The organism is Stenotrophomonas sp. INTA L402-1 (assembly GCF_059295135.1).
Genome location: NZ_JCAFWP010000033.1, coordinates 44,698 through 55,794, shown reverse-complemented (window position 1 = coordinate 55,794; position 11,097 = coordinate 44,698). Strand labels below are relative to the sequence as shown.

Annotated in this window: 9 protein-coding genes; all 9 read right to left on the bottom strand. The window is 65.5% G+C overall.

Features of this window, described 5'->3' with window-relative positions:
* Window positions 1-53: 53 nt before the first annotated feature.
* On the bottom strand, window positions 54-1,418 hold the full coding sequence (gene hglS / locus AC5O77_RS17095; RefSeq protein WP_293796367.1) for a 2-oxoadipate dioxygenase/decarboxylase HglS: 1,365 nt from the start codon (window positions 1,416-1,418) through the stop codon (window positions 54-56).
* A 165-nt stretch (window positions 1,419-1,583) separates the two neighbouring features.
* Window positions 1,584-2,072: a hypothetical protein gene (locus AC5O77_RS17090; RefSeq protein ID WP_478058079.1), complete on the bottom strand. Its 489-nt coding sequence runs from the start codon at window positions 2,070-2,072 to the stop codon at window positions 1,584-1,586.
* 31 nt (window positions 2,073-2,103) lie between these two features.
* Window positions 2,104-2,856, bottom strand: coding sequence for an HAD family hydrolase (locus tag AC5O77_RS17085; protein WP_049412263.1), 753 nt, complete (start codon window positions 2,854-2,856; stop codon window positions 2,104-2,106).
* A 95-nt stretch (window positions 2,857-2,951) separates the two neighbouring features.
* Window positions 2,952-3,362 (bottom strand): EF-hand domain-containing protein, encoded by a 411-nt coding sequence (locus tag AC5O77_RS17080; protein WP_004139214.1) that lies wholly within the window; start codon window positions 3,360-3,362, stop codon window positions 2,952-2,954.
* Window positions 3,363-3,594: 232 nt separating this feature from the next.
* Window positions 3,595-3,966: a hypothetical protein gene (locus AC5O77_RS17075; protein WP_012509861.1), complete on the bottom strand. Its 372-nt coding sequence runs from the start codon at window positions 3,964-3,966 to the stop codon at window positions 3,595-3,597.
* Window positions 3,967-4,197: 231 nt separating this feature from the next.
* Window positions 4,198-4,911: a M15 family metallopeptidase gene (locus AC5O77_RS17070; RefSeq protein WP_478058080.1), complete on the bottom strand. Its 714-nt coding sequence runs from the start codon at window positions 4,909-4,911 to the stop codon at window positions 4,198-4,200.
* Window positions 4,844-6,397 carry a serine hydrolase domain-containing protein gene (locus tag AC5O77_RS17065; RefSeq protein ID WP_478058081.1) on the bottom strand — a complete coding sequence of 518 codons (1,554 nt, stop codon included), beginning with the start codon at window positions 6,395-6,397 and terminating at the stop codon, window positions 4,844-4,846. The genes AC5O77_RS17070 and AC5O77_RS17065 overlap by 68 nt, the downstream gene beginning before the upstream one ends.
* 63 nt (window positions 6,398-6,460) lie before the next feature.
* Entirely contained in the window at window positions 6,461-9,463 is a 3,003-nt protein-coding gene (locus AC5O77_RS17060) for a TonB-dependent receptor (RefSeq protein ID WP_478058082.1), read from the bottom strand.
* A 51-nt stretch (window positions 9,464-9,514) separates the two neighbouring features.
* Complete coding sequence (locus tag AC5O77_RS17055; protein WP_478058083.1) at window positions 9,515-11,005, bottom strand: transglutaminase-like domain-containing protein; 1,491 nt, start codon at window positions 11,003-11,005, stop codon at window positions 9,515-9,517.
* Between the last annotated feature and the right edge of the window lie 92 nt (window positions 11,006-11,097).

Below are 11,097 nucleotides of genomic sequence, written 5' to 3'. Positions count from 1 at the left end.
AGATGTGTATAAGAGACAGCCCCAGAACAGCCGGCCAGCGGCCGGCTCTACCTTCACGCGGTGCGCAGCGCCGCCAGCGATTCGGCCTGCAGCCGCTCGTAGATCTCGAACTCGTCATTCACCGCCACGCCCAGCGCCTGCTCGAAGGCTTCGCGGTTGGCGTGTGCGGCATACGCACGCTGTTCTTCACCGCCCAGGTTCGACTGGAAGATCCCCGCGGCACTGACCGGCAGGAAATCCTCGTAGACGATCGGGTCGGCGGTGGCCAGGCCGGCGGCCACCAGCACTTCGGCGGGCAGATCGGCCACGCGCTCCGGCGCGGCGCGGCCGGCATCGGTCAGCTGGTAGCGGTAATAGCCCAGGCCTTCCTGGCGCAGCGTGTCATGGTCATCCGGGAAGCTGGCGAACACCGCCTGCAGGCGCTGGCCGTAGTCGCCGCCGGTGCTGCCTTCGCCACCGGCATCGCGTGCCTGCGACAGCAGCTGGTCGTACAGCGCGCGGCCCTTCGGGGTCAGCGCAAGGCCACGCTGTTCGATCTCGCCGAAGCGCGCGGTGTGGGTGCCGGCATCGCCCCCTTCGCTGTCCGGGAAATGCACGGCTTCTTCCAGTGCCTTGAAGCTGGTCTGGCGCAGCAGGATCGGGCAGGCACGGCGCGGCGGGCCTTCGATCACCGCCTTGGCGGCCATGCCGTGTTCGATCATCGCGGCCTGCGCAGCATCGATATCCAGCGTACGCGGCGTCAGATGGTTGATGTGCGGGCCACGGAAACTGACCACGTCGGCCACCAGGCGATGCGCGTTGTGCAGCGCATGGTAGGTCGGCAGATCGACGGTGGCATCGCCATGCCAGCGGAAGGTTTCCAAGGCTTCGTCGACAAAGCGCCCGGCATCGGCCTGCGACAGCCCGCCGTCACGCTCAGCCTGGTCGATCAGCGCCAGCGCGCCGTCGGTAAAGATGCGGCGGCGCGCAAGGATCTTCGCCGATTCGGCACGCAGCGCTTCGTCTTCGATCAGCTCCAGGCGCAGCAGCGAGGTGAACACGCGGAACGGGTTCTGCGCCAGCGCGGCGCCGGTGAGCGGACGGAACGCGGTGGAGTGCACCGGCACGCCAGCCACCGACAGGTCGTAGTAGCCCACCGGGTACATGCCCATCACCGCGAACAGGCGGCGCAGCGTGGCCAGTTCCTGCACGGTGCCGACCCGGATCGCGCCGTGGCGCTCTTCATCCAGGCGCGCGCGCTCGTCGTTGCGCTGCAGCTGCGCGGCCAGCGCAGGGTCCTGGTCAAGCACCTGCGCGTTGATCCGCTCCACCAGTTCCACCAGCGTGCCGTACAGCGGCACTTCGGTGCGGTACATGCGGGACATGGCCTGCGCGAACAGGCGGCGGATCACATCAGGCGAAACGAAAGAGGCGCTCATCAGTCACTCGATTACGGGAACGGGGAACAGCTCGAACCCGTATTGTCGCCGGAGCGCGGGGCCGCGGCGATATGCAGAGCAACATGAAGGAAATCGGTAGTGCCGGCCGCTGGCCGGCAACCTCGGGATGCCTGGAAGGGTGCAGTTGCCGGCCAGCGGCCGGCACTACCGCTTGAGCTGGCGCCTCAGGGTGGCATCCAGGGTGATCGGCCGGTCCCAGTGCTGGTAGCTGGCCACGATGGCGTGGCGCAGCGCGCGGTAGTGCAGGTTGTCCGGCTTGGCCGGCATGCGCTTCACCACCGCCTCCCAGCCGCCCTCCGGGTCCTGGCTGAAGGCGCGCACGCTGTCGCGGCAGGTCTGGCCGCTGGCCTTGGCCCAGAAGCAGGCGAAGTAGATATCCCCGGCCTGCCAGCCATGGGTGGTGAACAGCGCGCTGATGTAGCCGCGCGGTACGCCGGCATAGCGCGACACCTCGTCGAGGAAGGCGTCGGGGTAGCGTTCGGCGTAGTGGTTGATGTCCTGCAGCTGGGCATCGACCCAACGGTCACCGGTTTCCACCGTGTAGGCCGCCGAACGCTCGGCGGTCTGCTGGGCCAGCACGGTGGCCGGCACCAGCAGCAGGGACAACAACAGCGCGCGCAGTCGGACGTTCATGCCACGATTCTGCCGCAGCCGCCGGGTCCTGTCAGGCCGCCGCAGCCGCCTTGGCCTCGATCGCGGCCAGTGCGGCCGGCCAATCATGGGCGGTATCGGCAGTGACCATGCGCGGTTCGTCGTCGGCCACGCCGTGCTGGGTCTCGTGGGCCCAGGTCACCGCGTACGGGGTATGCACGCCCCAGCCACCCAGGGTCACCACCGGCTCGATGTCCGAGCGCAGCGAGTTGCCGACCATCACGAAGCGCTGCATCGGCAGGTCAAACTCGGCCAGCACGCGGGCGTAGGTCTCCGGGTCCTTCTCGGAGACGATCTCGATGCGCGGGAACAGCTCGGCCAGGTTGGCCACCTTGATCTTCGCTTCCTGGTGGAACAGGTCGCCCTTGGTGATCAGCACCACCGGGTAGTGCTCGGCGATGGCCGCCACCGCTTCGCGCACACCGTCGATCAGTTCGACCGGGTGGCGCAGGGTGTCGTGGCCGATGTCCAGGATGCGCTGGATGTCCTTGGCCTCGATGCGCTGGCCGGTGATGTCGATGGCCGCTTCGATCATCGACAGCGTCATGCTCTTCACGCCGTAACCGAAGGTGCCCAGGTGGCGCTGCTGCACTTCCAGCAGGTGGCGCGCGGTCTGCGTGTCATGCACGTCGACGTAGCGCGACAGCAGGTCAAGATAATCCTGCTCGGCCTTGCGGTAGTAGTCCTCGCTCTTCCACAGCGTATCGTCACCGTCAAAACCGACCAGGCCGATGGCGCGCGACGGCGCAGGCGTGGGGGTGTTCATCCTACAAGGATACAGGGGTGCTGATGACGATAAAAACCCGGGCGGCCGCAGCCGCCCGGGTCCCCATGCACCGGTCTTCCCGAATCAGGCGTGGATCAGCGGCCCTGCGCCGCGCCGGCACCTGCACCAGCCTGCTGGGCGGCCACGTAGGCCTTGTACTCATCGGCGCTCAGCTCGCCGTCCTTGTTGGTATCGGCCTGGTCGAACACCTGGGCCAGGCCTGCGTTCACCTGCGCCTCGGTCTTGCTGATGGTGCCGTTGCCATCGGTATCGATGCTGGCCCAGGTCTGGCCACCGCCATTGGCCTGTGCCGAAGCCGCTGCGGCCGCGTTGGTCGCCTGGTCAGCCGCCTGCCCTGCCTGTGCCGCCGACTGCTGCGCCTGCGCGGCCTCGTTCTGTGCCTGCGCGGCCTGCTGCTTGGCCGACTGGGCCATCGCCGGAATGGCCAGCACGCTGCCGGCGGCGACGATCAGGGCGATCAGGGGCTTGCGGTTGCGAATAGTCATCAGGGGTGTCTCCTACCAATTGGGTGGTGTTGCGCGGCGTGTTGTCTCCGCACGGCACCTACCCTGCCACCGCGTTTCTGAATCGATTTTGCCTCGCGACCGGCGTCAACACGCACGATTAACCACTCGCCTAGGCGCATGCTTTAGCGCGGTGGTTAGCACGAAGTGAGTGGCTCATAAGCTGCGCATTCAGCGCTGGCTGATTTAACCGGCAACCAACGAAAAACCTGCGTCAGTCGACGTTCTGCGCCGATGACCGCGAACTGAACATCACCCAGCCGAGGGCAACACCGGCAAGCGCACCGGCGATTTCCAGCACCACGCGGCTGCCGAGTTCGTTCGGATCGTGGATGGTGGCGAGGAACAGGCGCGCATACAGGGGCGACTCCAGGCGCACGATGCCCATGTAGAACAGCTTCCAGGCATCGATGCCGGCGGAGATGATCACGGCGATGACACACGACCAGCCGATGGCGTGGCCGACCGTCCAGTGCAGCAGCCGGCACAGCTGCGACCACAGGAAGTACACCAGCAGCCCGACCAGCAGGGCGATGGCGCCCGCTTCGAGGGTACCGAGCAGGCCAAAGTGCAGGGGAAGGTTCATCGGGTGGGCAACGGTGGGATGGCGGCCAGTGTAAGGGTATCGGCAGGGCGGCGCCCTGCTGCGCGCCATCGCGCCAATCCGGTTTCTGGTAGATCCACGCCATGCGTGGACGAAATCTCCATCGAAATCGAGTACTCCGATGATTGAACGAAAGGCGTCCACGCATGGCGTGGATCTACCGTGTCGACCAAGGTCGACACCTACCAACAGCGGCGCCCTCTGCCGATGTCCCTACCGCACGGGGACGTCGTATGCGGTGCCCGGGTCCGGTTCGGGCTGCAGGGTGTAGTGCCACCACTCCTGCGGATAGTTGACGAAACCACGGCGTGCCATCGCCTGCACCAGCTGCTTGCGGTTCGCCTGCTGCGCAGCGCTCAGCCCGCTCGTCTGCGTATGCGCGCGTGGCCCGAAGAAATCGAAGTCGGTACCCATGTCCATCGGCCTACATGCACCACTGCCGCAATCCAGCAGCCCCAGATCCACCGTGGCACCGCGACTGTGGCCGGAGCGCTCGGCGATGTAGCCGTCGGTCAGCAGCCGTGGCTTGTCCAGATCCGGGTACTGCAAAGCCTTGCGCGAGCGCTCGCGCGGATCGTTCACCCAGGCCATGAAGGCCTGCACCGAGCGCACCGGCCGGTAGCAGTCGTAGAGGCGCAGGCCAAAGCCATCCGCGCGCAGGTCCTGTTCCACCTGTGCCAGTGCCTTCGCCACCGGCGCCAGCAGGTAGCACGAGGGGGCCTCGTAACCCGGCACGCGCGCGCCGGTGAAGTTGTTGGCGCCGGCGTAGCGGATGTCCATCTCAATGCCTGGCGACAACGTGCGGATCTCCACTAATCCGGCGCTGGCGGCATCAGTGGCCGGCGAAACACGCGGCGGCTCAGCGGCGCTGGCGCTCGCTGCCAGGGCAGTCGCCAGTACGAGTGAAATGCAAGTCCTGGAAGTCATAGCTGAAGTCGATGTCCGGGTCGATGGCACGCAGGTCCAGTGTGGGCGGTGCACCGTCACCGGGCTGCAGCCAGGCCTGTGCGTCTTCGCCCAGCGTATCCCAGCGCAGCAGCCAACGCCCCTGCAACTGCAGCACCGTGGCCTGCAGCCGGGGCGACTTGTCCACGCTGAAGCGCAGGCCGTCCGCGCCCGGGCACAGTGAGGCCGGGCCCAGCCACGGATCGCGGTAACGGCCCTGCCAGTGCGGCAGATCCGTGCGGCTCGTCTCCTGCGCCGCAACGGTGGACGGCCGCGAATGGCCGGTCGCCGCCCGCGTTGCCTGGTCTGCCTTCAATTCGGCCAGGTACTCCATCGCAGGCCGCGCATCGTCCGCTGCGGTGAAGCGCTTCAGCGCGGCCTGCATCAACGCGGTACGCGCATCCTCGCCTTCGCCATTGATCAGCATCACCACACCCACCTTGCGGTCGGGCAGCAGCGCCAGCGACGAGTACATCCCTGACAGCGTGCCGGTGTGTGCCACCTTCCACTGCCCATCCATGTCAGAAACGCGCCAGCCATAGCCGTAGCCGTAAAAATGCGCGTTGTCCCAGCGCCGCTGGCGCTCACCCAGCGGCATCGGCATGTGTAATGTCCACAACGTGCGGCGCTGTTCACTGTCCAACCAATCCGGCACCACGGCAGGATCAAGCAGTACCTGCATCCAGCGCGTCATGTCGCGCAGCGAACAGCGGATGCCTCCGGCAGCCATGGACGGCAGGTCCGGGCTGATGGCACCGTCAGCGTTCACCACCTCATTGCGATCACGACGCCAGGCATGTGGCTGCGCGACGTTGCCTACGCGCTTCACCGACCAGGCCCCCACCTGGCAGCGCGTCATGCCGAGTGGTTCAAACACCTGCTCGCGCATCAACTGGTCGTACGATTTGCCACCCGCCGCAGCGGCCACTTCGCCGGCCACCACGTACATCAGGTTGTCGTAGGCATAGTGGCTGCGGAAGCTGCTGACCGGCTTCAAGTGCGCCAGTCCGGCAATGATGTCGGCGCGGGTGAACGTGTTCGGTTCCGGCCACAGCATCAGGTCGCCAGCGCCCAGGCCGAGACCGCTGTTGTGGATCAGCAGATCGCGCACCTGCATCTGCCGGCCCACCCATGCGTCATGCATGCGGAAACCGGGCAGGTGCCGCTGCACTGGATCGTCCCAGCGCAGCTTGCCCTGTTGCACCAGCCTCGCCAGCAGCGCCGCGGTCATCGCCTTGCTGTTGGAGGCGATCTTGAACAGCGTGTCCTCGTCAATGCGGGCGCCATCACCGCGCGCCCCTTCCGCATGGCGATAGACCACGCGCCCGTTCTCGATCACCGCCATGGCCAGCCCGGGGAGATGCTCGGCCCGGACCACGGCGGCGACATCGGCATCGAGGGAGGCGGTGTCGGTCGCCGATGCGGAGGGTGCGGCCAATGCGGCTGCGAGGATCAGCAGATGATGCATGGGTGTTCCTCACCGGTGCGACCCAGTACCCGCGCCGCCCATTGGGACGGCGCGGATCGTGCCTCAATAGTTCAGGCTTACGGTCAGCTGCGCATAGCGCGGCGACTGGAAGCTGGTCGGCCACAGGAAGGTATCGCTGATGTGACCAATGGCGTTTTCCTTCTCCTGGTCCACCGACATCTTCTTCTGCTGGTTGGTCAGGTTGTAGATGGACAGCTTGACCTTCAGGTCGGCCTCGCCGAACTGCTTGTTCCAGGTGATGTTCGCACCCAGTTCGTAGGTCCACGGCATGCGCCCGTAGCCTCCGCGCGGGGAATGCTCGTAGACACGCTCGGAAGGAACACTGGAGGTGCAGTTCTGCACGCAGATGTAGTAGCTGTGGAAGGGCTTGGTGTTGCCGCTGGGGTTACCCACGCCAAACCCCGTGATCGGACCGCCGGAACGGGCATCAAGCGTGGCGCCGACCAGCAGGTTCTCGGTGATTGCATAGCTGCCGCGCAGCTTGAACTGATGGCGACGATCGTTGGCCAGGTAGCCATAGCCCCCACGGTTGACCCATGGATCATCGAAGTTCTCGGTGCGGCCGGTATCGGCGAAATCGGTATCGGAATTGACCGGTCCCTCGGCGTTGCCGCGCCCATAGGCCAATGTGTACGAGGCATTCATCGCCCACTTGCCGTCCCAGCCACGGTCCAGCTGCAGTTCCAGTGCCTTGTAGTCGCGACGCGGCTTGTCCCAGCCGATCTGGCCGATGTAGTTGCCCTGGTCATCGTACTGGGCAAAACCTTCCTTGCTGGTGTCCACGGTCAGCCAGCCATCGGAGGTCCCGTCGCAGTTGGTATCCCCCCAAACGGTGACCTTCCTCCCCGGGTTGGCCATCACCCAGCCCACTTCGGCATTGCCGCACTGCGCGCTGGCTGTGATGTGCATGTCATCGATGGCGTTGTGCAGCTTGCGGTAGATGCCACGCACCCCATAGGACCAACGCTCGTTGAGCATCTGCTGGAAGCCCAGAATCAGTTCATCCTGGTAGACCGGATCCATGTCACGGTCCACTTCCGAGCGCAGGTCACCCACGGTGCCATCCCCCTGCGAGTTGTCCACCGGTCCGATCTGCGCACCGGTGCGCGGCACGGCGTAGCGGCTACCGTTGATCTCGCGGATGTCCCAGCCGTTGAAAGCATAATAGGTGCGCTCATCAAGCAGCCCACCGGCCTGCTTGATGTTGATCACGTTGGCCACCGGCAGGTAGTAACGACCGATGTTGCCGAACAGCTTCATCGCGCCATCGCCCTTGATGTCCCAGGCGAAGCCGGCACGCGGCGCCCACATGTTGTCCATCTTGATGTAGCTGCGACCTTCGGCATCCTTGTTGTCGAAGGTCTCCATGCGGATGCCGAGGTTCAGCAGCAGGTTGTCGGTGACCGACCAGTTGTCTTCCAGGTAGTACGCCGAATTGGTGCTCTCGAACTCCCCCCCTACTTCATTGCGCCGCGCGCGCACGTAGGCGGTAGTGCCCGCTGGTACCACGCCGCCGTTCTCCAGGATCGAACCCGGAGTGGTCTTGTAGACGTTGTAGTAGAACGCACCGGGGCCCGGATAATAGCGGTCATAGGTGGACACGTTCTTCTCGTGATCCACACCGAAGCGCAGCAGATGGGCGCCCAGCTGCCACTCGAAATCCAGGCGCGCCTGCTCGCGGTCATCCACGCGCGACTGCACGGTGGAGTTGGTGGTGCAGCCCAGCGGTACGCCTGCCGGAGCCAGTCCGCTCTCTGCCACCACACGGTTGCATTCCAGGTCGGTCATGCTGCGCTGCGACGCATAGCGCTGGTTCTTGCCGTACATCGCACGCACCGACAGGCCTTCGGTGAGCTGGCCGTTGTAGGAGGCGGCCCAGTTCTTGCCGCCGTTGGTGGTGTAGATCTCGTTGGTCTTGGCAGTGGGCTCGCCCTTGGCCAGGTCGAAGCCGTAGACGTCGTAGGCCCAGTTGTCCTTGTCCGAGAATCCCATCAGCGACAGGCGGTGGTTGTCGTTGATCTGCCAGTCCAGCTTGCCGCCCCAGAACGGATCGTTGGTGCTGCCCTGGTTGAAGACGTTGCCATCGTTGTTGGTGTACTGGGCGCGGTTGTCGCGGATCTCGTACATGCCGAAGAAGAACAGGCGGTCCTGTACCAGTGCACCCGAACCCCACACGTTGAGCCGGTTGGTGGTGTGCTTGTCCTGGCTGCCGATGATGTACGGCGTGCCGTCAGCGGTGTAGTGATCGTTCTTGCTGGACTGCCAGGCACGCGGCTCGAAGGTGTACTCGACGCCGGCGTGGAAATCGTTGCTGCCCGAGCGGGTCGCAGCGTTGATCACGCCGCCGGTGGTACGGCCGAACTCCACCGAGTAGCCACCGGTCTTCACCTGGAATTCCTGGAAGAACGCGAACGGCGCCGATGAGAAGCCGACGCGGTTGTAGAAGTCGGTCACGTTCAGGCCATCGATGTAGACCGCGTTCTCGGCCACCGACGAACCACCGAAGGAGATGCCCTGCGCACCCAGCGAGCCTTTGCCCGAGACCACGCCCGGGGCCAGCATTGCCACCGATTTCAGGTCCTGGTCAACCGGCAGCCGCTCGATGTCCTGGCGGCTGAGATTCATGGACGAATCGGTGGAGGTCACGTCGACCATCGAGATGACCTGCGGCGCGCGCACCTGCACGGCACCCAGCGTGCTGATGCCAGAGACGGGCACATTGACCGTGGTGGCGTTGCCAAGCGACACCGTCACTTCACCCACCTGCGCCGGCGTACCGCCAGCCACCGCGACCTCCAGCGTGTAGGTGCCTACCGGCAACTGTGGAATGCGGTAGCTGCCGTTGGCGTCGGCCTTCACCGAACGCGAGAAACCGGTAGCCGGATTGCGCACGGTTACCGTGGCGGCGTCCAGGCGCTGGCCCGAATCGGTGACCAGCCGGCCAACCACCGAACCATCCTGTGCGAATGCGCTGGGCGCGATCATGCCCAGACACGCCCCAAGGGCGACGCACAACGCCGCCCGCTTGATGCTGTAAGCCTTCATCCCCTGCTCTCTCCTGCAAGAATTGAATGGTGTGGAATGCGATGTGTCGCGCTAGCGTTGCCCGGCTGGCAGTACCCGCCACTGGAAGTCGTAGCTCCATTGGTCGAAGTACAGGTTGCCGCCTGCCCACTCGGCCTCGCCGCGCTGCGAGTCGACCGTTTCCGAGCGGAAGTGCTGCTTGGCCGGCGCGAAGCGCTGGCCGAAATCGTCGTTGAAGGCGATGCGGTAGCCGTCGAGGCCACCCAGGTAGAAATCGCGCAGGGCCGGCACGTCGCTGGCCAGCGCGCCTGTGGTCACGTCCATTGGCAGCCAGCCATACGGCGCCAGGTAGACCTGCCCCCAGTCATGCAGGTTGTTGTAGCCGCTGCCATCGTCGGAGAACACCATGCCCGACTGCCAGCGCGCGGGAATGCCGTTCATGCGCAGCAGCGCGATCAGCAACAGCGTCTGCTGGCCGCAGTCGGCATGTCCGGCACGCAGCGCGTAATCGCTGATGTTGCTGAGCGTGGAGTATTCGCGCGCACCGGCCCATGGAATGCGATCCACAGCAGCAAACAGCTTGCGCACCACTTCATACGGGCGGGTTTCCCCCTGCAGCACCTGGTCGGAGAACAGCTTCAGTGCCGGCGTGAATCGCACGTGCGGCGGCTGCTCGGCCAGGTAGGGTTTCAGCGCCGGATCGGCCGGTGTCGGCTGCACCTTGGCCGGATCGATCGCGGTATGCCGGGCCAGGATCGTGACCGCGTAGCGGACCTCGAAGCGCGTCGGCTGCCCCGCCACCGCCTTGGCTTCCAGATAGGCGGTGCGCTGCAGGGTGCTGGCTGGTGCCACGCGCGCCCTGCCGGGGGTGCTGCCCAGCCACTGCACGCGTTCCTGTTGGCCAGGAATTTCGCGCGGATATGGAATCCAGGCACGAACCGTTTCCCCCGCCGGTACCGCATCGGCCTTGACCGTGAGCGACTGGGTGAATTCAATGCGCTGCGGCAGTACCGACGCTCGGCCACTTTGTTCCGCTGCGGCAAGCACGCGCGCGTGGTGCGCGTTGAGCACCTCGTTCGGGCCCGGCGGCGACATCGGTGCATCCGCGCGGCGGCGTGCGCGTGCCTCATCGCTGAGCAGGAACAGGTTCGACGGTGCGCGCTTGAAATACCAACGCGTGCCATCGATGTCGAGATGCTCAATCAGGCCGAGCTGATCCCAGCGCGCGAATTCCTCGTCGGTCAGGTCGGGAATCCAGCGGCGCACGGCAGACTTGGCGGCGGTTTCGTCGAGGGAAAAATCCAGGCGGATGCGGCGCATGCGTTCTTCCTGGAACGCGATGTCGTCGAAACTGACGCCAGGCTCCGCCGCGTCGGCGGCCGACCAGGTGTTCAGTTCGCTGTGAGCTTCAAAGAACCGTCCCGCGTCGATCATCTGCACGACGCGCGCGAACTGGATGGCCGAGGGGGGCGGCTCCGCTCCCGCCGACCACGCGCACAGCAGCAGCGCGGCACTCAGGCCGGCAGCAGCAGGCAGACGCAGTTTGCGAACGGCAGGATCCACAGCGACACTTCCCAAGCGCGGGTGGTAACGGCTGTGTAACACGGGCCGGGGGACCGGTCAATAATTTATTCTTGCTTTCGACGCCGAAAGGA

Bases quoted from the DNA above. Each gene is read 5' to 3' on its own strand.
- AC5O77_RS17080 (WP_004139214.1), bottom strand. From the start codon at position 3,362: ATGACTATTCGCAACCGCAAGCCCCTGATCGCCCTGATCGTCGCCGCC.
- AC5O77_RS17070 (WP_478058080.1), bottom strand. From the start codon at position 4,911: ATGACTTCCAGGACTTGCATTTCACTCGTACTGGCGACTGCCCTGGCA.
- AC5O77_RS17075 (WP_012509861.1), bottom strand. From the start codon at position 3,966: ATGAACCTTCCCCTGCACTTTGGCCTGCTCGGTACCCTCGAAGCGGGC.
- hglS (WP_293796367.1), bottom strand. From the start codon at position 1,418: ATGAGCGCCTCTTTCGTTTCGCCTGATGTGATCCGCCGCCTGTTCGCG.
- AC5O77_RS17065 (WP_478058081.1), bottom strand. From the start codon at position 6,397: ATGCATCATCTGCTGATCCTCGCAGCCGCATTGGCCGCACCCTCCGCA.
- AC5O77_RS17060 (WP_478058082.1), bottom strand. From the start codon at position 9,463: ATGAAGGCTTACAGCATCAAGCGGGCGGCGTTGTGCGTCGCCCTTGGG.
- AC5O77_RS17090 (WP_478058079.1), bottom strand. From the start codon at position 2,072: ATGAACGTCCGACTGCGCGCGCTGTTGTTGTCCCTGCTGCTGGTGCCG.
- AC5O77_RS17085 (WP_049412263.1), bottom strand. From the start codon at position 2,856: ATGAACACCCCCACGCCTGCGCCGTCGCGCGCCATCGGCCTGGTCGGT.